General features: G+C 40.7%; 29 protein-coding genes, 2 pseudogenes and 1 riboswitch. Of the genes and pseudogenes, 24 read left to right on the top strand and 7 right to left on the bottom strand.

Annotated elements, in window-relative coordinates:
- The first annotated feature begins 14 nt into the window (after positions 1 to 14).
- The 11 genes and pseudogenes from pxpB (at position 15) to SJY16_RS16235 (ending at position 7,369) form a co-directional block, all read left to right on the top strand.
- On the top strand, positions 15 to 764 hold the full coding sequence (gene pxpB, locus SJY16_RS16285) for a 5-oxoprolinase subunit PxpB (RefSeq protein ID WP_377890800.1): 750 nt from the start codon (positions 15 to 17) through the stop codon (positions 762 to 764).
- Positions 751 to 1,527 carry a LamB/YcsF family protein gene (locus SJY16_RS16280; protein WP_377890799.1) on the top strand — a complete coding sequence of 259 codons (777 nt, stop codon included), beginning with the start codon at positions 751 to 753 and terminating at the stop codon, positions 1,525 to 1,527. Before pxpB ends, SJY16_RS16280 begins: the two co-directional genes overlap by 14 nt.
- Complete coding sequence (locus tag SJY16_RS16275; RefSeq protein WP_377890797.1) at positions 1,517 to 2,263, top strand: 5-oxoprolinase subunit C family protein; 747 nt, start codon at positions 1,517 to 1,519, stop codon at positions 2,261 to 2,263. Before SJY16_RS16280 ends, SJY16_RS16275 begins: the two co-directional genes overlap by 11 nt.
- Positions 2,211 to 2,465: a 5-oxoprolinase subunit C family protein gene (locus SJY16_RS16270; RefSeq protein ID WP_377892305.1), complete on the top strand. Its 255-nt coding sequence runs from the start codon at positions 2,211 to 2,213 to the stop codon at positions 2,463 to 2,465. Before SJY16_RS16275 ends, SJY16_RS16270 begins: the two co-directional genes overlap by 53 nt.
- 27 nt (positions 2,466 to 2,492) lie before the next feature.
- Entirely contained in the window at positions 2,493 to 2,978 is a 486-nt protein-coding gene (accB, locus tag SJY16_RS16265; RefSeq protein WP_377890795.1) for an acetyl-CoA carboxylase biotin carboxyl carrier protein, read from the top strand.
- 11 nt (positions 2,979 to 2,989) lie between these two features.
- Positions 2,990 to 4,333: an acetyl-CoA carboxylase biotin carboxylase subunit gene (gene accC, locus SJY16_RS16260; protein WP_377890793.1), complete on the top strand. Its 1,344-nt coding sequence runs from the start codon at positions 2,990 to 2,992 to the stop codon at positions 4,331 to 4,333.
- A gap of 15 nt (positions 4,334 to 4,348) precedes the next feature.
- A complete protein-coding gene (locus SJY16_RS16255) occupies positions 4,349 to 5,104 on the top strand; it encodes a putative hydro-lyase (protein ID WP_377890791.1) in 756 nt (251 codons plus the stop codon).
- 435 nt (positions 5,105 to 5,539) lie between these two features.
- A complete protein-coding gene (locus tag SJY16_RS16250; RefSeq protein ID WP_377890789.1) occupies positions 5,540 to 5,839 on the top strand; it encodes a rhodanese-like domain-containing protein in 300 nt (99 codons plus the stop codon).
- Positions 5,840 to 5,940: 101 nt separating this feature from the next.
- Positions 5,941 to 6,255 (top strand): annotated as a pseudogene (locus tag SJY16_RS16245) (DsrE/DsrF/DrsH-like family protein); the annotation flags it as partial.
- Between the two features lie 42 nt (positions 6,256 to 6,297).
- The gene (locus tag SJY16_RS16240; protein ID WP_224883312.1) at positions 6,298 to 6,525 is read left to right on the top strand and encodes a sulfurtransferase TusA family protein; all 228 of its coding nucleotides are present in this window, start codon (positions 6,298 to 6,300) and stop codon (positions 6,523 to 6,525) included.
- 58 nt (positions 6,526 to 6,583) lie between these two features.
- Complete coding sequence (locus tag SJY16_RS16235) at positions 6,584 to 7,369, top strand: sulfite exporter TauE/SafE family protein (RefSeq protein WP_377892302.1); 786 nt, start codon at positions 6,584 to 6,586, stop codon at positions 7,367 to 7,369.
- 43 nt (positions 7,370 to 7,412) lie between these two features.
- On the opposite strand, the gene SJY16_RS16230 is transcribed toward SJY16_RS16235, so the two are convergent.
- A complete protein-coding gene (locus SJY16_RS16230; protein ID WP_377890786.1) occupies positions 7,413 to 7,940 on the bottom strand; it encodes a GNAT family N-acetyltransferase in 528 nt (175 codons plus the stop codon).
- 132 nt (positions 7,941 to 8,072) lie between these two features.
- On the opposite strand from SJY16_RS16230, the gene SJY16_RS16225 reads away from it, so the two are divergent.
- The 10 genes from SJY16_RS16225 to SJY16_RS16180 all read left to right on the top strand — a co-directional run bounded on the left by SJY16_RS16225 (position 8,073) and on the right by SJY16_RS16180 (position 16,717).
- A complete protein-coding gene (locus SJY16_RS16225; RefSeq protein ID WP_377890785.1) occupies positions 8,073 to 8,333 on the top strand; it encodes a hypothetical protein in 261 nt (86 codons plus the stop codon).
- Between the two features lie 51 nt (positions 8,334 to 8,384).
- Complete coding sequence (locus SJY16_RS16220; RefSeq protein WP_377890783.1) at positions 8,385 to 9,158, top strand: hypothetical protein; 774 nt, start codon at positions 8,385 to 8,387, stop codon at positions 9,156 to 9,158.
- A gap of 216 nt (positions 9,159 to 9,374) precedes the next feature.
- Entirely contained in the window at positions 9,375 to 9,899 is a 525-nt protein-coding gene (locus SJY16_RS16215) for a sigma-70 family RNA polymerase sigma factor (RefSeq protein WP_377890781.1), read from the top strand.
- Positions 9,892 to 10,872, top strand: a complete 981-nt coding sequence (locus SJY16_RS16210) for an LCP family protein (RefSeq protein ID WP_377890779.1) — start codon at positions 9,892 to 9,894, stop codon at positions 10,870 to 10,872. Before SJY16_RS16215 ends, SJY16_RS16210 begins: the two co-directional genes overlap by 8 nt.
- Before the next feature lie 102 nt (positions 10,873 to 10,974).
- Positions 10,975 to 11,505 (top strand): GNAT family N-acetyltransferase, encoded by a 531-nt coding sequence (locus SJY16_RS16205; protein ID WP_377890777.1) that lies wholly within the window; start codon positions 10,975 to 10,977, stop codon positions 11,503 to 11,505.
- A gap of 88 nt (positions 11,506 to 11,593) precedes the next feature.
- Complete coding sequence (locus tag SJY16_RS16200) at positions 11,594 to 12,370, top strand: DUF2628 domain-containing protein (RefSeq protein ID WP_377890775.1); 777 nt, start codon at positions 11,594 to 11,596, stop codon at positions 12,368 to 12,370.
- Positions 12,371 to 12,474: 104 nt separating this feature from the next.
- Positions 12,475 to 12,578: riboswitch (purine riboswitch) on the top strand.
- A 205-nt stretch (positions 12,579 to 12,783) separates the two neighbouring features.
- On the top strand, positions 12,784 to 13,665 hold the full coding sequence (locus SJY16_RS16195; RefSeq protein WP_377890773.1) for a 5'-methylthioadenosine/S-adenosylhomocysteine nucleosidase: 882 nt from the start codon (positions 12,784 to 12,786) through the stop codon (positions 13,663 to 13,665).
- A 152-nt stretch (positions 13,666 to 13,817) separates the two neighbouring features.
- Positions 13,818 to 14,831, top strand: a complete 1,014-nt coding sequence (locus tag SJY16_RS16190) for a S66 family peptidase (protein ID WP_377890772.1) — start codon at positions 13,818 to 13,820, stop codon at positions 14,829 to 14,831.
- Positions 14,832 to 15,031: 200 nt separating this feature from the next.
- Positions 15,032 to 15,811, top strand: a complete 780-nt coding sequence (locus tag SJY16_RS16185; protein ID WP_377890770.1) for a PAS domain S-box protein — start codon at positions 15,032 to 15,034, stop codon at positions 15,809 to 15,811.
- Positions 15,812 to 15,943: 132 nt separating this feature from the next.
- Positions 15,944 to 16,717, top strand: coding sequence for a hypothetical protein (locus SJY16_RS16180; RefSeq protein WP_377890768.1), 774 nt, complete (start codon positions 15,944 to 15,946; stop codon positions 16,715 to 16,717).
- Between the two features lie 107 nt (positions 16,718 to 16,824).
- Here the strand turns inward: SJY16_RS16180 and SJY16_RS16175 are convergent, their stop codons facing one another.
- The gene (locus SJY16_RS16175; protein WP_377890767.1) at positions 16,825 to 17,130 is read right to left on the bottom strand and encodes a DUF3243 domain-containing protein; all 306 of its coding nucleotides are present in this window, start codon (positions 17,128 to 17,130) and stop codon (positions 16,825 to 16,827) included.
- Between the two features lie 223 nt (positions 17,131 to 17,353).
- Here SJY16_RS16175 and SJY16_RS16170 point away from each other — a divergent pair, with 223 nt between their 5' ends.
- Positions 17,354 to 18,211 (top strand): phosphotransferase family protein, encoded by an 858-nt coding sequence (locus SJY16_RS16170; RefSeq protein WP_377890765.1) that lies wholly within the window; start codon positions 17,354 to 17,356, stop codon positions 18,209 to 18,211.
- Here the strand turns inward: SJY16_RS16170 and SJY16_RS16165 are convergent.
- The 5 genes and pseudogenes from SJY16_RS16165 to SJY16_RS16145 form a co-directional block, all read right to left on the bottom strand.
- A complete protein-coding gene (locus SJY16_RS16165) occupies positions 18,195 to 18,698 on the bottom strand; it encodes a hypothetical protein (protein WP_377890763.1) in 504 nt (167 codons plus the stop codon). The genes SJY16_RS16170 and SJY16_RS16165 overlap by 17 nt on opposite strands.
- Positions 18,685 to 19,167, bottom strand: coding sequence for a hypothetical protein (locus tag SJY16_RS16160; protein ID WP_377890761.1), 483 nt, complete (start codon positions 19,165 to 19,167; stop codon positions 18,685 to 18,687). The genes SJY16_RS16165 and SJY16_RS16160 overlap by 14 nt, the downstream gene beginning before the upstream one ends.
- A gap of 15 nt (positions 19,168 to 19,182) precedes the next feature.
- On the bottom strand, positions 19,183 to 19,698 hold the full coding sequence (locus SJY16_RS16155) for a CBO0543 family protein (RefSeq protein ID WP_377890760.1): 516 nt from the start codon (positions 19,696 to 19,698) through the stop codon (positions 19,183 to 19,185).
- Positions 19,699 to 20,195: 497 nt separating this feature from the next.
- A pseudogene (locus SJY16_RS16150) lies at positions 20,196 to 20,324 on the bottom strand (IS1595 family transposase); the annotation flags it as partial.
- Between the two features lie 145 nt (positions 20,325 to 20,469).
- Complete coding sequence (locus tag SJY16_RS16145; RefSeq protein ID WP_377890758.1) at positions 20,470 to 20,850, bottom strand: carbonic anhydrase; 381 nt, start codon at positions 20,848 to 20,850, stop codon at positions 20,470 to 20,472.
- 189 nt (positions 20,851 to 21,039) lie between these two features.
- Between SJY16_RS16145 and SJY16_RS16140 the strand changes: the two genes are divergently transcribed.
- Together SJY16_RS16140 and SJY16_RS16135 are read left to right on the top strand one after the other, a co-directional pair.
- A complete protein-coding gene (locus SJY16_RS16140; RefSeq protein ID WP_377890756.1) occupies positions 21,040 to 21,486 on the top strand; it encodes a pyridoxamine 5'-phosphate oxidase family protein in 447 nt (148 codons plus the stop codon).
- 22 nt (positions 21,487 to 21,508) lie between these two features.
- Positions 21,509 to 22,435 carry an alpha/beta hydrolase gene (locus SJY16_RS16135; RefSeq protein ID WP_377890754.1) on the top strand — a complete coding sequence of 309 codons (927 nt, stop codon included), beginning with the start codon at positions 21,509 to 21,511 and terminating at the stop codon, positions 22,433 to 22,435.
- Positions 22,436 to 22,513: the final 78 nt, after the last annotated feature.

The raw sequence follows: 22,513 nt of genomic DNA, 5'->3' as shown, positions 1-22,513 counted from the left end.
TAGGAGGAACATGTGTGAAACTTGACTATCATCCTCTCGGGGATACAGGAATTCAGCTTGTATTCGGAACTGAGATTACAGAAGAAACGAATCAGAAGATAAGAATGTTTGCGGATTATCTAACCAATCATCCGATCGACGGTGTTGTGGAATGGGTACCAGCCTACACGACATTAACGATTTATTATCTTCCTCGTAAACTCTCATTTGTTTCATTACGGAAAAAGCTAGAAGAGGTTAACGAAAAACAGCAAGGAAGAGAAGCAGCGTCTGCTTCTCTTGTTTATATCATCCCAACCTATTACGGAGATGATGCTGGATCAGATCTCTCATTTGTTGCTGAGCACAATGGATTGAATGAGGAAGATGTAATCGATATTCATTCTGGAAAAGACTATCTTATCTACATGATGGGATTTGTTCCAGGCTTTCCTTATTTAGGGGGAATGCCTGAGAAAATCGCAACGCCGAGACGAGAAAACCCTCGTGCTGAAATTGCACCAGGATCCGTTGGGATTGCAGGAGCACAGACAGGTGTCTATCCGCTCGAATCTCCAGGAGGGTGGCAAATTATCGGACGAACGCCTGTGAAACTCTATGATCCTGAGAGCGAGTCGCCGATTTTGCTAGAATCAGGTCATTACTTGCGCTTTGTTTCGATTAGTAAAGAGGAATACGAGGAAATAGAAGAAGCGATCAAGCGTGGAGAATATGTGGTAGAAACAGAGGAAAAAAAGGTGGGATCATATCATGAAGTCGGTTGATTTAAATAGTGATTTAGGAGAAAGCTTTGGAGCTTATACGATCGGAAACGATGAAAACGTATTGAAGTTTATTTCTTCAGCGAACATCGCATGTGGGTATCACGCTGGAGATCATAACGTTATGATGAGAACTGTTGAATTAGCTCATATCCTTGAAGTCGGAATTGGGGCACATCCAGGTTTCCCAGATCTCGGAGGCTTTGGTCGCCGCGACATGAACATGTCTCCGGATGAGGTGTTCAATCTTGTTGCTTATCAGGTGGGTGCGATTCAGGGGATCGCGAATGTACATGGTGCACGCGTTCAGCACGTAAAACCCCACGGTGCGCTCTACAATAAAGCAGGCAAAGACGCTTCCATTGCTAAAGCGATTGCAAGCGCTGTCAAATCTGTAAACCCAGAACTCATACTGTTTGGTTTAGCAGGCAGCGAGTTAGCACGAGCAGGAAAAGAAGCTGGTTTGGCAGTTGCCGAAGAAGTATTTGCTGATCGCACGTATCAGCCTGATGGTTCTTTAACACCACGATCAGAACCGAACGCCATGATTCACGACGCAGATCTAGCTGTTCAACGTGTGATTCGTATGGTGAAGGAACAAAAAGTAGAGGCGGTTAACGGGGAAGACATTTCGATCGAGGCAGATACGATCTGTGTCCACGGTGATGAGCCTGAAGCCCTTCGGTTTGTGCAGACATTGAGAGAACGATTAGAAAGCGAAGGGATTACGATACAACCTGTTGGAGTGAGTGCGAATGTCAAATGACATTTTTAAAGTGAAAAAGTCGGGTCTTTTAACGACGATTCAAGATCGCGGCCGCGTCGGTTACCAGCAGTACGGCATCGTTGTGGCTGGTGCGATGGACACTTTTTCGATGAACATTTCTAATTTTCTTGTTGGGAACAAGGGCGATGAAGCTGTTCTAGAAGTGACCGTTATGGGACCGAAACTTGAAGTGCTTGGAGACGCTGTGATCGCAATCTGTGGAGGAAACCTTTCTCCAATGGTTAACGGAGAGAAGGTATCGATGTGGAAGAGCTTTGAAGTGAATGCAGGAGATAAGCTTGAATTTGGACAGCCTGTAGAAGGAGCGCGAGCGTATATAAGTGTCGCGGGTGGATTTGATATTCCTGTCGTGATGGGAAGTAAATCTACTTACCTGAAAGCGGGTCTCGGTGGCTTTGAAGGGCGAGCACTTGAGAAAGGTGATGTTCTGAAAGGTGCTGGTAAGGTCGATGGAAAAAGCGGTCGCGCCTTGCATTATGATGAGATTCCTTCCTATGAAAAAGAAATGGAGATTCGAGTCGTGATGGGGCCGCATCTGCATGCTTTTACTGACGAAGCAGTCGAAACTTTCTTATCATCGACGTATGAGGTCACACCGAAGTCAGATCGAATGGGCTTCCGTGTAACGGGGCCGCAGCTTCGAGCATGCAACGTCTGCGGACATTATCTCAGAGGCAATTCCGCTAGGAGGTATTCAAGTACCAGCAAACGGTGAACCCATTATCCTTATGTCCGATCGTCAGACAACGGGAGGCTATGCGAGAATCGCAACTGTTATTTCTAACGATATTTCATCCCTCGCTCAGGCGATGCCAGGGTGTAAGATTCGTTTTCAAAAAGTCTCAGTAGAAGAAGCACATGAAATCTATGAACGTAACGACAGGTTTATTCGAACATTAGAAAAGGTGTCAGGATAGCGCATCGATCGAAAAGGAGAATGCTAGATGTTACAGTCAAAAGAAATAATCGATATCATCAAGAACATGGACGGAACAACGGTGGATGAAGTGCACTATGAGCAGGATGGTCTCGTTATAAAAGTGAAAAACCAAAATCCATATGGTACGCAGGAAAGCGGTTTGAGCGAGAAGAACGAAGAGTCAGAAGTACAGACGAGTAAAGCAGTAAATACTTCAGAAGCTGGTGGAAAGCAAGAAGATCTTGCTACAGGAAGTAAGGTAGAGAGTGACGTGCATACGGTGAAGGCTCCGATGGTCGGCATGTTCTATACGTCCCCTTCGCCTGATGAGGATGTGTTCGTTCATGAAGGAGATGCAGTAGAGGAAGATACGGTTGTATGCGTCTTAGAAGCAATGAAGATGTTCAACGATGTTCATGCTGATGTTAATGGAGAAATCGTTGAGATTCTTGCAAACAATGGCGATCTTGTGGAATTCGGACAACCACTATTCAAAGTGAAACCAGAATAGGAGAGGGTCATATGGAGATTAAAAAAGTTTTAGTCGCAAATCGTGGAGAAATTGCCGTTCGCATCATTCGAGCGTGTCACGAACTCGACCTTGAAGCGGTTGCGGTCTATTCGGAAGCTGATCGTGAAGCTCTTCATGTGGAACTAGCCGATGAAAGCTATTGTATTGGACCAACTTCTTCTACGGATAGCTATTTGAACGTTGCGAACATCATGACGGTGGCGATTAATGGAGGGGTTGATGCGATTCACCCAGGCTACGGTTTTCTAGCAGAAAATGCAAGCTTCGCCGAAATCTGTGAAGATAACAACATTACATTCATCGGACCAAGTAAAGCATCGATCGATCAGATGGGTATTAAAGATGTGGCTAGAGAAACGATGAGAGAAGCTGGAGTTCCTGTTGTTCCTGGGTCGAACGGCATTATCGAAACGAAGGAGCAGGCAGTAGAACTTGCTTCAGAAATCGGCTATCCGGTTATCATCAAAGCAACAGCTGGCGGTGGCGGAAAAGGAATTCGTGTTGTAAAGGAAGAACAAGAATTAGTAAAAGCTATCAACGTTACACAGCAAGAAGCGTCAAAAGCGTTTGGAAACCCAGGTGTTTACATAGAGAAGTTCATTGAGAACTTTCGACATATTGAAATTCAAATTCTAGCTGATAACCATGGGAACGTCGTTCATCTCGGGGAACGGGATTGCTCGATCCAAAGACGAATGCAGAAACTTGTTGAGGAAACGCCGTCACCTGCGCTCGATCAGTCCATCCGTAATGAAATGGGAGAAGCGGCAGTGCGAGCTGCAAAGGCCGTGAACTATTCTGGCGCTGGAACGGTAGAATTCATCTACGATGAGAACGACCATTTTTACTTTATGGAGATGAACACGCGTATTCAAGTGGAGCATCCAGTTACGGAAATGGTAACGGGCGTTGATCTTATCAAAGAGCAGATTAAGGTTGCGGACAATGATGTTTTGTCTGTCACGCAGGAAGACATTGCCCTTACTGGCTGGTCCATGGAATGTCGCATTAATGCAGAAGATCCTGATCAGAACTTCATGCCATCTGCAGGAAAAGTGGAAACGTATCTACCGCCAGGCGGCTTTGGAATCCGTGTCGATTCAGCGGTTTATCAAGGCTATGTGATTCCACCTTTTTATGATTCCATGGTAGCAAAACTCATCACATATGGCGCAACGCGTGAAGAAGCGATGCAAAGGATGAAGCGCGCACTAAGTGAGTTTAAGATCAAAGGAATCAAGACAACGATTCCATTTCATCAAAAGCTTTTAAAGCATGAAAAGTTTGCGGAAGGTGACTTTAATACAAAGTTTCTTGAGATTTACGAGCTTTAAAAGGAGGCGAGTGTGATGTTGCAACCTAGCGAGCAGCGTCTACGATTCAGAGATCAAACCGACACGGGAACGACTTCAGGCATGTGTGATGGGTATCTGCAAGCAAATATGATTACACTTCCAAAAGAGTACGCATCGGATTTCCTATTGTTTTGTGAACGAAATCCAAAGCCATGTCCATTAGTGGATGTCCTAGAAGCAGGTGAGGTTAAGCCGAATGTGGCAGATGCCGATATCAGGACAGACATCCCTAAATATCGTATTTATCAAAATGGTACATTGAAAGAAGAAACGCTCGATTTAAAAGCGTACTGGCGTGATGATTTCGTAACCTTTTTACTAGGTTGTAGTTTTACCTTTGAGAAAGCTCTTGCAGATGCGGGGATCAGTCTTTTGCATCAGGAAATGAACAAAGTTGTTCCGATGTATCAAACCTCGATCGATTGTAAAGAGGCAGGGCGTTTTTCAGGAGGAATGGTCGTCAGTATGAGGGCGATAAAGAAAGAAGAGCTCGACGAAGCGGTTCGTATTACAGCTGAATTTCCTAATGCGCACGGTGCTCCGGTCCATATCGGAAATCCTTCAGAAATCGGCATTCATGACTTAGAGAAACCTGATTACGGAGAGTACACGCCTTTTGAGTCAGAAGACAGAATCCCGGTTTTCTGGGCATGTGGGGTTACGCCACAGTTTGTAGGATTGAACGTCAAACCTGAGATCATGATCACGCATGCCCCGGGGCATATGCTGATTACAGATGAAAAGGGATGAGCAGTTTGGCGTTTCACACAAGAATATTTTCCAAAAACGGGACTCTATCTCAAGTAGTCCCGTTTTTTTGTGTCTTTAATTAACTCGATGAGCTGATAGGAGGGAACATTTCAACTGTAATAAAGAATTTCTCTTACGCATGTAGAGGCAGTTGACAAGAGCTGAAGGAACTCAAAGTTATAAATTTATTTATGTAAAATGTTTAACTTTTCACGTTAACTGGTAATAGTATTTATGAAAATGATTAAAAAAGGATTGTTTGAGGAGAGTACATTTTTTCTTTATCAATCCGTTTGACAAAATACCTAACGGGGTATACCATAACACTGTAGATAACAAAACAAATCATATTTTTTTATTCTCCCTTATACCCACATGGGTACTTATTGACTGAAGAAAATAGGGGAATAAGTAATACTCAAGGAGGTAATGAAGATGAAGGAAATTAAACCAGAAGAAGTAGCAAAGAAAGTAAAGAATAATGAAGATGTAAGTATTATTGATGTGCGTGAAGACGAAGAGGTAGCACAGGGTAAAATTTCAGGTGCAACGCATATTCCTTTAGGAGAATTGCCAGAGAGGTTAGATGAAATCGATCAATCAAGAGAACACATCATGGTATGCCGCTCAGGTGGCCGAAGTGGAAAAGCATATCAATTGTTAGATGAGAAGGGCTACAACGTACGTAACATGACAGGCGGTATGCTTGAATGGAAAGATGATGTAGAGAAATAAAGGTTGGTTGTTGGGAGTCTTTGGGACTCTGACTTCCTTTAAAAGAAGACCTAAAGAATGACAAACACATCCAAACTCTTTAGTAAGCGGAGGAATTATAAGCTGCTTCTGAAGCAGAAGTAGGTATCTTCTTTACATTTCAAGGTCTCAACCTAATTCATAAAGAAGGTCACAAGAACCTACCGATTCCTGAAGGGAAAGAGCACTTCCAGGAAGGTTTTGAAAAAACAAACGTACCATCGGTTGAAGAACTGATTGAGGTAGCGCAAGACTTAGGTATTAAGTTAATCGCTTGTCAGATGACAATGGACGTTATGAATCTTGAGAAGGAAGACTTCGTGGATGGAATCGAAGTGGGCGGTGCAGCCACATATATCGATTATGCGAAGGATGCTAACATTACGCTATCATTCTAAAATAAATTGGAGTTAATCAAAAGCATTAAGGAGGATTCTATCATGGAATCAACTAAAGTATTAGATGCAAAAGGTCTTGCATGTCCGATGCCAATCGTGAAAACAAAGAAATCAATTCAGGATTTGAACTCAGGCGAAGTACTTGAAGTACATGCAACAGATAAAGGTGCAAAAAGTGATATCGCAGCTTGGGTTAAATCTGGTGGTCATGAACTTCTTCAAGATACGGAAGAAGATGGCGTACTAAAATTCTGGATTAAAAAAGCATAATTAAAAATAAGGGCCCACGGGGTCCTTATTTAAATGATAAGAAGGTGAAAACATGGAAATGGACTATAGTATATATTTCTTAACCGTCATCTTTCTAATCGGTTTCGTTGGTTCCTTCGTTTCAGGAATGGTGGGGATTGGTGGCTCGATCATCAAATACCCGATGCTACTCTACATTCCAGCGTTGTTAGGACTATCAGCGTTTACTGCCCATGAAGTGGCAGGTATTAGTGCGGTTCAAGTTCTATTCGCTACAATTGGTGGTGTATGGGCATATCGAAAAGGCGGTTATTTAAATAAAACCTTAATCATCTACATGGGTATTAGCATCTTAATCGGTAGCTTCATCGGTGGATTTGGCTCGAAATTCATGACTGATGGTGGCGTTAATCTTGTATATGGGATACTGGCAACGATTGCTGCTATCATGATGTTCATTCCTAAGAAAGATATTGATGATATGCCGATGGATCAGGTAACCTTTAACAAATGGTTAGCCGCATTCTTTGCGTTTCTAGTCGGTATCGGAGCTGGGATCGTGGGTGCAGCCGGCGCATTTATTCTTGTGCCAATCATGTTGTTGGTATTGAAGATCCCAACTCGTATGACCATCGCATCTTCCCTTGCGATTACATTTATTTCTTCCATAGGTTCGACAGCAGGGAAGGTATTTACAGGGCAAGTATTGTTTATCCCTGCAGTTGTGATGATCGTAGCAAGTCTAATCGCATCGCCACTAGGAGCGAACTTCGGGAAGAAAGTAAATACGAAAATTCTTCAAATCATTTTAGCGCTATTGATACTAGGTACAGCTATTAAGATTTGGGTGGAGCTACTAGGGTAATTCGTACAAGATGACTCAGCAGTAAAAAGCGGGGTCATCTTTTTTATTTATTCCGTAAAACCGTAATAAAACCATCCAATATGTCATGGCTGATGATAAAGCCTTTTCGTTGATAAAATTCTAGCGCGTTGTCATTGCCATTGGAAACGAAGATAAAATCATCCTCAACATCCGGAAATGTTTTCAACCACTCCATAGACATGTTGAAAAGCTTAGAGCCAATCCCATATTGTCTATACCCATCCCTTATATAAAATTGAGATAAGCATCCAACATGATCTCCTCGAACAGTAGATAGGTCGAAGAACGTGGCAAAATCATTAGAATAGGCTTCTTTAGGCGAAATATTGGAATACACGTAAGCGATGACCTCATCTCCATCTTTTACGATGATGGTGTAGTTGTGTGTTGCGTTTTTTACTGAAGGAAGTAAACGTGTTTCAAAGTTCATGTCGTCGAATAGCTCTGGCGTGATGGTTGCTTTCGACTTTTGGTAGGTCATAAGTTCATTGCATATCACTCTGCAGCATTCTATCTGATCATCATGTATAACTTCATATGTAAGGTTCATTGCTATTCCCTCCAATCGATACCTAGTATTCTTTCATTTTACTATTGTTTGCCTTAATTGAAACTATCATGAATCAGTTTCGTAGAATACAGGTAAGAGTCGTAGGAAACAAAATGGATAAGGGATGATTCTATGAAGAAATCTCAAGTAATTATTGGCATACCCTCAGGTCTCCTGCTGTTGATATCGATGCTCATAAGCTACGAACCAGGAATCATTTTCGGATTGAGTGGTTGCTTTGTCGCACTTGTTTTACGTCAAATCCGATTACATAGATATTCTTATCGTTTAGGTCATCCTGACCGTTATAGTGATGAGTATGGATACGGGAGTTCGGATGACCTATTAGATGAAGCTGAAACATATGAACGAGATGAAAAAAGAGGTAGATGACTAAGGTGATTTGAAGTAAATGTAGGGTGTACCTAATAAGGGGGGAAACGAATGATAGCTTCAAAACCGATTATCGACGTTTGGAGAAGGTTTGATGATTTTCCGATGGAGACGCTTACGAAAGCTTGGTATTACAATAAAACAGAGGGTAACAAACAAAGGGATGTTTCGCTGATGAACGAACATCGTGAGCAATTTGGAATCACAGGCAATTGTTTTGATCTTGCTCTTTGGTTGCTTGATGAGCTTAAAAGAGCTGGAATCGAATCCTATCCGATCGCACACGATTTACATACGGAAGATGCTCATGTTGCGGTGGTGGCTCTTGATGATCGAGGCAAACGGTACCTTTGTGATCTTGGGGATCAGTGGTTGAATCCGGTTTTAATCGATTCAGAATGTGAGGGTTATTCAAATGAGTTGCTTGAAGGCTTTTTCCCTGCTGCTCGTGTCCAGGTACTTCCCAAGCATCATTTTTTGAAAGTCATTTACCATCTGCCAAATGGGAAATGGTCAGAGCAGGTATACGACACCCGAGCGGTTGGGATGGAGGAGTTCCTTACTGCTGCTGAACATTCGCAGAACATGATGAATAAAGCACCGTTACTAGAGTGCAGAATCCCTTATAAAAAGGAAATCGCTCATTGGGAGTTTTACAATTGGGAGAGCGTTGTGAGCACGACTGAAGGATTACACCTTCAATCCAAAGTCGATGGAGTAGAGGAATGGGCTACTAAAATTCATGAAGTTTCAGGGTATGATAGAGAATTTTTAATAGAAGCGCTTGAGATCTACAAGAAACGAAGGTTAGCTGAAAGGGGATGATGATGTGGGAATGGGTGCTACAAGTATCGTACTGATCGGCTTACTTCCTTTATTAGGACTCGCTGTGCTAGGTATTCTATTAATAAGATACGTTAAGAAACAGAGGTGACTTCCTGATGTAAGGGAGTCATTTTCTTTTATAAGGAAAATGAAACAATCTCTTCGTGAGATTCGTCAAACACCCAGGAACCAACAAGTTGATAGAAAGGAGCTAAAATGGAAGCCGCTGAAAAATGTGCACAATTAGAGAAAGCTATGATCGATTACGGAGATGAGCTGGTGCGGTTAGCTTATACATATGTGAAGGATTCGTATACGGCGAAAGATCTTGTACAGAATGCGTTTATCAAATGCTATGAAAAAATTGATAGCTTTCGAGAAGAAGCCACTTTAAAAACATGGCTTTATCGAATCACCATCAACGAATGCAAAGATTATTTGAAAAGCTGGGGACACCGAAAGATGCAGGTGTTCAGTTTTGTACAAGATATTTCCATTGGCAGTGAAGGTTCTGCTGAAAGCAAGGTAATCCAGCAATCATCAAACGAAGAAATTAGGGAGGTCGTGTTAAATCTACCTATAAAGTATAAAGAAATCATATTTCTATATTTCTATCAGTCATTGAAGATAGAGGAAATCGCAGAAGTTACGTCGCTTACCTCTAATACGGTTAAAACTAGGTTAAGAAGAGGGAAGCAGAAATTGAAATCAATGATGGAGGAGGCAGAGATGTATGGATGATAACCAAATAAAAGATGCCCTCCGTGAAAATGATGATGACCTTCAATTTACAAAACGTGATCGGCAAGACGTGTTTAGGAAAATTGAAGCCAGTGGTGGAGAGAAAAATCGAGGAACATTTTTTAAAGGTCGATTATTTCCTATTACGGCGACGGCACTTGTTGCGATGTTATGTTTTATTTTGCTCTTACCTTCTCTACTCAGTAATCAAGGGACACCCCTTCTCTCAACAGATGATGTTGTCACGAGCAGTAATGAAAAAAGTGATATCACCACGATCGTTGTTATGGTAAAAAACGCGAATGATCGAACGGATGCAAATCTGCTAGTTTCGTTTGACAAAGCTTCTAATAATATCAATGTCATCGCCATTCCACGTAGCTTAAAAGTTCCTATCCTAAAGCAAGGGGGAGAACTAGTTGGTGAAGACAAACTCACTCATGCTTATGCGTATGGATACGGTCCAGAAGCAACGAGCAAAACGCTTGGTAACTATATTGGAACAGAAATTGATTATCATGTTGCTCTTGATCGAAATGATATTAAGGAACTCCTCGGGTCACGGGATGTTATTCTCGCAGACGTAGAGAAAGCCACTACGGTTCCCTCATTAGACGGAGAAGAACTTAACCTGATAAAGGGAATGAACCGCTTTGGACCAGAAGAAATCGTAACGCTTCTTGCTTCTGATGTACGTAATGAACAGGTGGAGACCTTAATCGATCATATCGTAGAACGTTTTGTAAATGGGTTAACGCAAGAAAAACTAGAATACCTTGCGAAAGAAACGCAATCAAATCTTCGTTCAGTAGATTTTTCGGAAGTAAAGGATGCATCCTATCACTATGATGTTCGAACCATACCAGTTGCAGACGATATGAAACAGACTAAGGTTAACGGAAAATTTTATATTGAGTTTGAACAGAAGGATCTAGAAGAGTTAAAGAAGAAGATGAACGAGTTTCAATGGTAAAGGTGGCGCTTAGGCGTCACTTTTTTTCTTGTGTTAAATGATGAAGAAAATAAGGACACGAACCGATAACTAGGTAAAACGAGTTAAAGGATGAGTTTAGTGATGAGACTACCAAAAGTTACGTTACGAGAATTAACGCTAGATGATGTTGAAGATCGTTATCGATGGTGTTTGGATAAAGAGGTTACGAAACATCTAAACATGCCACAGAAGGTTCCCCCTTTTAGTCGTGAAGAAACGAAGAGATGGATCGAGATGTGTATTGAAAGAACGAATGGCTACGTGCAAAAAGCAATTACAACAGACGATGATACTCACATCGGTTGGATCGATGTAAAGAATATCGATTACTTGAACAAACATGCTGAGTTAGGCATCGCGATTGGTGATAAGCAATACTGGGGCAAAGGCTACGGGGTAAGTGCAATGAAGGAAATGATAACATTTGCTTTTAATGAGTTAGATTTAAATAAAATCTGGCTTCGAGTAGAAATCGATAATGAGAGAGCAATCGCCTCTTATAAACGGTTTGGTTATAGAGAAGAAGGAATCTTAAGAGAAGATCGATTAAGAGATGGTCAGTTTGTTGATCGGATTCGAATGAGTATGTTAAAGAGTGAATTCTACTATTAATGTATTCTCTTTCTAAAAATGGTTGTCCCATACCAATTGATAACGTATTCTTAATAAGTTAACTAGTTGGAACGGGAGGAATAGTGTATTGAAGAAAGATGATAAAAATGTAAAGTTTGACAATCTTGATGAAGAACTTCGGGAAGAAGTGCTTGAGTATACTGGGAAGAATGCTTCCGTTTACGAAAAGAAGTGGAGCACATTATCACACAGGAAATCACAGATCTCATGGAATTGGGCGTCGTTCCTGTTTAATCTGTTTTGGTTTGCATTCCGTAAGATGAACATATACGCCTATTCGTTACTAGGTGTTATCGTTCTGGTCGATATTTTATCGATTATTTACTTAAAGAAGACAATTTCAAGTACTAGTATGGGGCCTGTCTTCATTGGATTCGCTCTCATCTCAAACAAATTGTATTTTGACTTTGTCCTTAGAAAAGTTAAGAAATTAAAAGCAAAATATCCGGATCGTGAAGAACGACTTTTGGTCATAAGGAAGCAGGGAGGCGTCAGTTGGTTACGAGCTATTCTTTTTGTACTAATTGTCTTCATCTATTCTTTCTCAATCTTATTTGTCGAAGAAGAAGTGTACTATTCCTACATAGAGCCAAAGTTCGCTGAAGCATATGAGTTGCAAGAAGCGGGTCAGCTTGATGAGGCATTGGAGATTTATCAGTCGATTGAAAATGATAATATCCCTGTAGCTGGTATTCATTTAAACAAAATGAACATTTATGCCGAAAAAGGCGAAGATGAAAAAGCGTTAGAAGAAGTTAATGATTACTTAGAAATCAGACCAGAGGATAAAGAGATGATTGAGATAAAAGAATTAATTCTCAATAAGCTGGAAGAAAAAGAATAACATTTGTCTATCATTTCCATATTAACGAACATTGAATGATTAATTTTATTTAATGTTCGTTTTTAGGTTGATTACATCTCAGCTCTTTGATATATTTACACAGTAAACAACTGAAAAGCATCGCTCGTATATCCTCAGAAATATGGTCTGAGTGTCTCTACCTGGTTCCCATTGAAAGAACTAGACTACGGGTTGAAGTATTTCTTAGTCAGGCTCTGCCTTTTTTGTGATAAGGCGTATTTTGCTTATTTAGTAATACTTTGACTTCCATGGTCTAGAAGGTAGATTCACTCTACAGTTCTAGACCTTTTTCTATGGATTATGCATCGGGCACACATCTTAGAGGGGAGCATAGTCGGAGTGTTAGAGGGGCAAAAGAAAGATACCATCACAAGAATAAAGGGGAGTTCCGAATGAAAACCACATTTAAAAAATTCACGATCGCATTGATAGCATTATTAGTAATATCCGCCATTGCAGGATGTAGTTCTTCAGAGAAAAGCGAAGCTGAAGCTGCTAAAGAAAATGATTTGCAGCCTATTATTGTTCAAGGGCCTATGCCGATTGAAGCAGAGAAATTTGCAAGCAAGCTAACTGATGTAGAAGAAGAAAAGTCAGGGGCGTTTGTTTTTTATAAAGGGACAGTAGACGGTTATCCAGTCATCGTTACTAAGACTGGGAAAGGGATGGAGAATACCGCTGCTGCAACAGCTGTAGCGATTGAAAAATATGATCCAATCGCAATTATCAATCAGGGTACTTCTGGCGGGCATGATCCAGAGCTTCACGTTTTCGATGTTGTATTAGGTGAGAGAACAGTAAATCTTGGCTCATTAAAAACCCAGAATATGAATGAGGGTGAAGGCATTCATCCGAAGGAATGGATTCCAATGGACTTGATGGCTTCAGAAGGCAGTGCCGGAGAAGATCCAGATGCTGAGAAAATCCGTTATTTCGAAGGCGATGAGACGTTACTTGAAGCAGCTCACGCTGTTAAAGACACCTACACTAAAGGGAAAGTTGTCGATGGGACAATCGGTTCTGCCGATGTTTGGAACAATGAAGTCGATCGCATCAATTGGTTCCATGAGAACTTCGGGTCTTCTGTAGAGGAGATGGAAGGTGCGGCAGGCGCACAAATCGCTAAATCTTATGATGTTCCATTCCTTGGCATTCGTGTTCTTTCCAACAACAAAGTGAACAATGGAACGTACAATCCTGATACTGCTGAAGCAAACCAGGAGTATGTATATGAAGTGGTGCAAGAATATATCTCGATGAAAACAGAAAAATAATAACTGAGCGTGGACGAGGTCCACGCTCTTTATTTTTGTGTGTTTTTAATTATTTGTTACCAAGTTGTAGAAAAAGAAAGGGGTGGAAGGAAAAATGAGCTATTTATAGAAAGAGTTGAGTAACAAATTTTCGTTGGTGAGGGAGATGGATCATGATTCACTATCCAATCGTAGGGGATGGCGCAAAGATCGGTGTAACTGCCCCATCTTCTGGAATTCCAGAGAGTTTACATAGCATGTTTCGAGATTCGTGTAACCATGTAAAAGCAAATGGATATGAACTTACTTGTGGGGAAACAGTCTGGACGCAAGAAAAGGCAAAGTCAGCTACTGCTAAAACGCGAGCAGAAGAGTTGAATACGTTCATGCAAGACGAGGAGATCGCTCTCATCATTCCACCGTGGGGAGGTGAGTTGTTGATCGAAATCCTAGAACATATTGATTTTGATAACATCAAACCAAAGTGGCTTCTTGGTTATTCCGATGTGAGTGCATTATTGCTTTCGGTAACATTGAAGACTGGGGTGGCAACAGCTCATGGGACGAACTTAGTCGATTTGAGAGGTGACTATCAAGACGCTACAACTGCCATGTGGGAGTCAGTATTAAAAACGAAAAAAGGTGAATCTGTTTTGCAATATTCCTCGGAATTCTACCAAAAGGAATGGGACCATGAAAATCCTTCGCCTTGTGTTTTTCATTTGACGGAACAAACAGAATGGAAAACGACGACAGAAGGAGACATCTCTATGGAAGGACGCTTACTTGGTGGTTGCATCGATATTATCACCCATTTAGTAGGTACACCTTTTGGGGACGTGTCTCTGTTTAGGAAGAATTTTATTTCAAATGAACCAATAATCTGGTACTTCGAAAACTGCGATCTTACCACAACAAGTGTCAGGCGATCTCTCGTACAAATGAAGCTAGCAGGTTGGTTCGATCATTGTTCTGGTGTTCTGTTTGGAAGAAGTCAAGCAAATCAACCAGTCGATGGTTATCTGATCGAAGACGTGTATCAGCAGCTGGCGCAGGAGCTTGGCGTACCCGTCGTATTTGATATCGATTGTGGGCATGTGCCACCACAACTCACATTCATCAACGGCGCACATGCGAAAGTTGTGGTTGAGCATGGAAAAGGAAAGGTGCTTCAAACGTTCAAGTGATCGCGAATCTTCATTATTCTGGTAAAAATGAGATACTTTTCAGAAAGATACCGAGTTTTTTGTAGAAATAAAGGATTTTAACGACCGAAGAAGAAAGTTTTGATATAAGTATCGTGAGCTCGGGATCTAATTTGAGCGATAGGGGTTAGTGGATGAAGGCGAAGCCTTGTCGTTCGTGACATCTTTGAGAAGGAGGGGGAATGATGGAGCAACAACCAGCTATACAAAACATGCCTAGTAATCAGAAAGAGCTCGTTTATAATCAAATCTTAGAGTATTCGAACGAGGCGACAGTCATTCATTCAAATCATAAAGTTCTGTATATCAATCAATCTGGTGCACACTTTCTTAATGGCACGAAGGAAACGATTATTGGTTTCAATGTACTGGATCTGTTTAAGAGCACGCAAAGGAATCATATCAGGGAACGGGCTCGGAAAGTAACGATCGATAAGCAGATCGGTGACGTCCTCGAGACAGAAATCTTTAAGTTAGATGGTTCGGTGATTGAAGTAGAGTTATACTGCCATCCCGTTGTTTATGGTGATGCTCCTGCAATTCAATCGATTATAAAAGACATCACATCTCGAAAAGAAGTTGAACGAAAACTGAGAGATGTATTTGACGAAATAGGCTTGCCAATTGTTCCTGTATTCGATGGAATCGCCGTACTCCCCCTTATCGGCATGATCGATGAAGAGCGCATTGCACACATATTAGAAAACATTCCAGCAAAGGTTCATCAGAAAAAATTACAACATCTGATCATCGATGTATCTGGAATTTATACGATTAATGAAAGTGTGGCGCATTTTTTATTCAAGATGAAGACTGTAATTGAGCTGCTTGGCGTTTCAATCATATATACCGGTTTTCGCCCAGAGCTAGTGATGGAAGCAGCACGTACCGGATTAGATATTAGTAATCTTAAGACAGGGGCAAGTGTTCAACAAGCGCTTAGGCGTTTGAATTCTACTTAACAAAACCCCCTTTGTACACATCGCTAATGGAGATGTGTGCATTTTTTTGTTCTTATCTTATACCCGAATATGTTACGTTTAAACCATAAATTAATAAAAATAGAAAAATATTCTTGTTAGGGGAGAAGTGTTTTGCAGTATGCCATATCCGTGACAGATACGTCGAAAGTAAGTGATATTGAGAAACATGGTGTAAAAATCATTGAAGCATTAAAGGATTATTCGAAATTACTTGAAGACATCACATCTTTTGAAGCGCCTAGAGGGATCGTGTTTCACGATTTGCAGTCAGCGACTGAACTGTATTCTGATATCCCCATTCCCGCCTATACATCTAGGGATTTAATCCATATGAATCCGGAGCCTTCAGTGTGGAGGGACATCCTTCTGTCTACAGTACAAGGGCAAATGGATCAGGTTGAAACGTATTATTCATCAACAGACTTACTTGATGTAGCATCAATTGCTGCGCACGAATTAACCCATCATGCTGATTTCTTTCATGATGATTTTGAGGGCGATGAAGTGAATATGTGGTTTGAAGAGGGGCTATGCGAATACATTCCAAGAAAGCTACTGTATTCTGAACAGAAATTTAAGGAAACGGTTGAAGTTGAAGATGCGTTAATCGAGCATTATAAAGAACAGTTCGGAGACTATTGTTTGAGCGAGTTTGGTCGAGCGGGCTATCGATATGGGGAAGAGAGTGGTTTCTCAGGTGCTTTCTATGACTACTGGCGAAGCAAAAAGGTTGTGAACGTATTGATCGAGGACTATTTCGAAAACAATCTCTTAAGCCTGATAACGTGCTATAAAGAGTGGGATCAGTCTATTCCACTTCATGTCTATTTCACCAATGTCCTGAAGTTGTCTACAGGTGAAGCAAAGAAGCTATGGCTCCTATAGAAAAAGCCCGGGCTCACATCTCCAGTGAGAGCCCAGGCTAGTTGAACCATCCTTAGATGGTAACACTCTATTTCTTACTGTAACGTGCGATCCGTTAAGGTTTCAACTTACTTGTTTGTTTCGTCAGTAAGTTTCACGAGTACATGAGCGATGCTCTTACGTTCTTCTTCATTCGCTACGTTCCAGAGCTCGTTTAATACCTTTTGCTCACGGTTGCGTGGATCTTCATGTTTCGCTAAGTAGTCGCCTACACGCTTAGCGCCTTTTGTTAATCCTTCTTCACCAAGTCCAAGCTTCTCACCTTTATGAACTTGATCTCCTAGATAATCCTTGAATTGCTGAAAGTTTTCTAGAATATCATCTTTCTTATCTTGATTCATTTCTGCTGCTGCGCTTTTTGGATCTTTACTCATAATATCCTCTCCTTCAACGTGTCTTCATGTTCACTCTTCCACTTCTGGAAGTGATAGAAACATGAGAATGTGTTTTGATGTGCTAATGAAGAAAAAGTAATGTTAACCACACAGAAACTATAACCAAATGGGTTCATCTGTAAACCTAACGCAAAGGAAAGAGTATGATTGTACTATGGTTTGTCCCATTGGCAACGAAAAAAGAAAAGAGGGTAAGAAGCTTATGGAATTGTACTATAAAGACCGAATCAATGCTGTGTATCCAGAATTGACAATAGCCAGCATTGTGCAAAATACAATCGGACAAAACAATGATGTTGTCATTGTTAATGATTCGCTCGTATTCAGGTTTCCGAAGTATGAAAAAGGAATCGACGCGTTAAAAAAAGAAACGGCATTACTAAGTGACGTTAGAAAGCACGTATCGTTGCCCATTCCTTTTCCTACATATAAATCGTTTGAGCCGTGTGAGACTGGGAAAGTTTTCGCTGGATACGAATTAATCGAAGGTGAGCCTTTATGGAGGGATACGTTTAAAAGGATGACAAGGGGTGAGGATGTTGAACAGATCGCGCGACAGCTCGTCACATTTTTAACTGAATTACACACTACTTCACCAAGTGATCAAACTAGCGAAGATAGCCATCGTGAAGTTGAGGAACTGTTTGTAAGAATACAGAAGAAGCTCTTTTCTTATATGAGGAAGGATGCTAGGAAGAAAGTTACTAATCTGTTCGAAACGTTTTTAGAGAATGAAAAACACGCATGCATAAGTAAGAAGCGTATTCACGGGGATTTCGGAGCGTCTAATATTTTGTGGAATCATGAGAGATGTGAGATTACAGGGGTTATTGATTTCGGGGAAACCGAGATTGGGGATCCGGCCTATGATTTTGCAGGACTGCTCGCTAGTTATGGAGAGGATTTCTTTCGGCAGTGTCTCACCTTATATCCTGACGGAGAAGACATTCTAGAGCGTGTCATGTTTTATAGAGAAACGTTCGCATTGCAGGAAGCTCTTCATGGAATTGAGCATAACGATGAAGAAGCTTTTGAGAACGGAATCAAGGATTATCGATAACCATCGGCTTCGGCTTTGTTAACTGATAGTAAACTAGTAGCATAGATTGAAACAATAAGTAGATGGGCACAGACCAGTACATGGAGTAGCCTTTACCGAAATGATACAAGCCTATTTTTGTTCCGAACCATTCCATCAGAAGAGAAACGACTGTCCAGATCACAATATAAAGGATAGTGTGAAAGCCTTTGATCTTCCATTTCACATAGATGTATAGAAAGAAGAAGCTATAAGGACAGTACATCACATAGCTTAAGAAATCGATCCCCTGGTATGCGGCCGAATCATTCACATCATAGAAATCCCACGGACTTATACTAAGGGTTTGATCGCTAAACATCCCGATGAACAACCCGAACAGACTATATCCGATCGTTTCTAACGTAGAAAAGATTTTGGGTACTATAAAAAGCAAAGAAAATAACACCAGCACGCTCAGAATAATGAACCATTCGTTTAGGTTGAATGAATGATCATAGACCTTCATAGTTCTTTGTCTCCTTCGTTTTCAGAAACATAACGAATTTTAGCGTCACTAAGCCAATCGCAAGAATAATGACATCCATCATCAATGCAAGGCGTAAATTCCATTCAATGTATTTCTCAACTTGGAAATAGACGGATCCCACGTTTAAGATACCCATACTAAGCAAGGTTGCAGCCAAAAGTCCAGCCATTGCTTTTCGACTCGTAAGGTTGTGATACGTATTGGTGAAAAGGATCACAATGAGTGGTGTGATCAGGTTTCTGTGAAGGAGAAAGGAAATGAACTGAGTGTCATCGTTAGAAGTGGATATGAAATCCATGTTCCAGGTGATGATGGTTAAATAATTCATAATGAAGATCGAGACGACAAAGAACACGATCGAATTTTCAAGAAGTGACCGTTTGTTTTTATGGTAAATGACTAAGTGGATAAGGGTTATTGAAATGGTGATCGTTATCGGTAAGGCCACTGTCATCCTCCTTGGCTATCTCCAATCGCTTACTGGAACGTTGTAAATTAAGAGAAGAATGATGATGATTGGAACAGATATTACATAAGCGAGCAAAGGTTTTTTGAAATGCAAATAGAGCATCATGAACATGATGTAGTCAAAAACAATCGAGCTAAATAGCGTCCAGCCGTTGTGATAGTGAAACAGATCGATCGCTGTGAACAGCCACTCAAAGAAACCATAGAGCACTACCCATGAGGTTAGAAAGAGGAACTTTGAGAAGGTCCTATTGAATTTATTCATATAAGGGAGATAAATCAATACTGTACAAGGATAGATGATGAACATAATGATTAAGTTTATTGTGGTATGGTTCGGCAAAAGATTACTTGGAGAATACTCCCAAAGCGGATAATGGGAGGTTAGAAAGTTATAAAGAAGATCACAAACGATAAAATAAAGAATGGTATGATGGTATTTTTCCCAGTGACGATAGTCTCCGAATAGTCTGGCTGCAATCAGCCAACAAATAGTTCCAATTATGTACATCGTTCGATTCCCCTTTTCACCTGGACATCTGTTAGCATTTTCAAAGGCACAAGGATTATTCGTTCGTTTTGTTGTTTATTATGTGGAGAAATGATGGGTGTGAGGTACAAGAGCGTCGGTTTCCTTAAGTAAACGATTCAGTATGTAGTTTTTCTACAGGAGTTTCCACAAGGACGAGGAATGACTGAGGAGAATGGATACTCCACAAAAAAATAGGAACTTCCAGTTTTGTGGAAGTTCCTATGTGGTATATTTTTCTTGTTAATTAAAACAAATAGGTTAATTAAGTGGGGATATCATTTTCTATCAATCATTGAAGATATCCTTCATTTCATTTTTTTCTTTTTTTAATCGTTGAAAATGCCTTTCTATTCGTCTTGCTATAAAAGGCAGAAATATTACTATTAACATAAGCCAAAGCATAAAATTTCTCCCTTATTTAAGAATTTCCCAGTCAAACTCCCCTAATCCTTCCGTTCGTGGAAAAAAAAGAAATGTTAGATATTGAACTTAGCTAATTTAAGTGTATCATAAGTTTCCACATACTGTATTATAGTCAATTCATTCATAGAAACCACATTTCTTTGGTGTTGAATGCTTTCTAAAACTTGAAACCAAGCCTTGAATAGATAACCTAATTGCAGAACTTTAGTTCCCTTCAATCAAATTAACAACAAACTATAACATAGACAATAAAAAAAGTCGGCTTCAGGTTATTAACAAAACCATGGGAGCTGACCTACTTTTGTTTTCGTTTCAGTGAATACGACTTCAACAGCTAATAACATGCACGCGCCAGTGAGAGTCAACAAAAAGACCAATGACTTCTACAGGTAGACACCATGACTTAACAGTTTGGACGGATTTCAGAATATCATTGAAATGCTGGGAGTCACTCACTGGATTTGCTGCACAATCATAGTGACCAACGACTGCAATGACGTGGGAATTATGGGCATCGATTGAGACAATTGCATTTCTTCTAATTCGGTCAATCTCATGCCAAGATCCATGAGAGAGGACTCGGTCCATACCAGGTTCTGTAATTAAGTCTACAAAGTCCACGCCGAAATGATCAATGATCCAAGCGGTGACGGGGATTTGTGTTCGGCCATCGATACAGTTTAGTGCTGTTGCATACCTGTTGTTCATTTTTCCACCTTCGAATCGTTTTTGCTACTTTATGAGAGGTTTCGTGTATGCGTGAGATGTCCTAACGTTTATTGGTAAAATGACTGAATATACAGAAATTAATCTCCGTAAAGGTATTACTCCTACATAACTAGAAGTGAATGCTGAGGATAAGAATATACTATTTTTCTAATAGAAGGATGATACATAATGAAAGTAATCAGAGGTAATCGAAGTTTTGATCTAGATGAATTTATGAAAAAGCCCCTGTTTGCACACCTTTCCACGATGGCGCAAGAAGGCCCGAGAGAATCTCCTGTTTGGTTTTATTGGGAAGATGAGTGTATTTGGATCATTGGTACGCCATCTTCTGATACCTTCCCGACAAGGATTGAAAAAAATCCAAAATGTGCGATCGGTATTGTGGATTTTGATCCTCGTTCTGGTAAAGTAAACCATGCGGGATTTAGAGGAACAGCAACTGTGGAGAAATTTGATAAAGGAATTGCGACACGACTTCTCACAAGGTATTTGGGACCGAATCAAGAAGAATGGTCACCAAACTTTCAGGGATTAGGAGACAGCAATGTTCTGATTAAATTTGTACCAGAAACCGTAGTCGTACGAGACCAATCATATGCTCCGAGTGGAGAGTGATGATGAACAATTGGAGGAACGCATGAAAGAGATGACATATACACAACTACTGAATAAAACGATCGAAAGATATGAGAACGATGGAAGTTTAGAAGCCTTTCGCTATATTGATCAGCATGCTGACGAGGTCGATGGAAATCGAACGCAGATCTACAATTTTCAATACGCGCTCGCAGCAGCTTCTGATTTAAAAGAAGAAGCATTACGATTGATGAGGGAAGCTATTATCGTTCATGGATACTGGTATTCGTATGACTATTTGATGGCAGATGAGGACCTTGATTCGATTAAAGATACAAGTGAGTTTCAAGAATTAGCTCAGATTTGTAAGAAGAGAGAAGAAGAAGCAAAAGCCTCGGCAAAGCCTGAATTAAAGGTTCTAGAGGGTTCTCGAGAAGGTATTGAAAAACGATTGCTAATCGCATTGCACGGCGATCAGGAGAACATCGCGCTAACGGAAGAGTATTGGAAGTCCGCTGTGTCAGATGGACTCACACTCGCACTTCCACAGTCGTCTCAAATTCAATTTTCTGATGCATATGAATGGGACGATCTTGAAAAAGGCTCTGATGAGCTTGTAACTCATAGTAAACAATTGCGCGAGCAGTATGATGACATTACGGTTGGAGGCTTTTCTGCTGGATGTCGCGTAGCACTTCATGCTATGGTGGAAAAAGAATTACCAGTTAATGGGTTTATCTTTGTCGCTCCGTGGTTACCAGAAGTAGATGAGTGGGATGAGTTGCTCGATAACCTTGATAAGGACGTAAAAGGCTATATCATCTGCGGAGACCAAGACGCGGATTGCTTTGAAAGTGCAAACAGGTTTGGAGAGCTTTTAGTGAAACGAAACATACAGCATAAGATTAAGATCGTATCAGATTTAGATCACGAGTATCCAGTGAACTTTCAAGAAATGTTGAAGGAAGCGCTGGATTACATCGGCTAAGGAGGAAACAAAATGATTTCTACTACCTTCATGTGCGTCCCGTGGTTTGCTTAAGTAAACCTCTGCAGTGAGACGATT

The organism is Alkalihalobacillus sp. R86527, assembly GCF_042466185.1.
Classification (GTDB): domain Bacteria; phylum Bacillota; class Bacilli; order Bacillales; family Guptibacillaceae; genus Guptibacillus.
The sequence above is the reverse complement of the archived record's forward strand: the minus strand, read 5'-3'. Positions and strand labels throughout refer to the sequence as shown.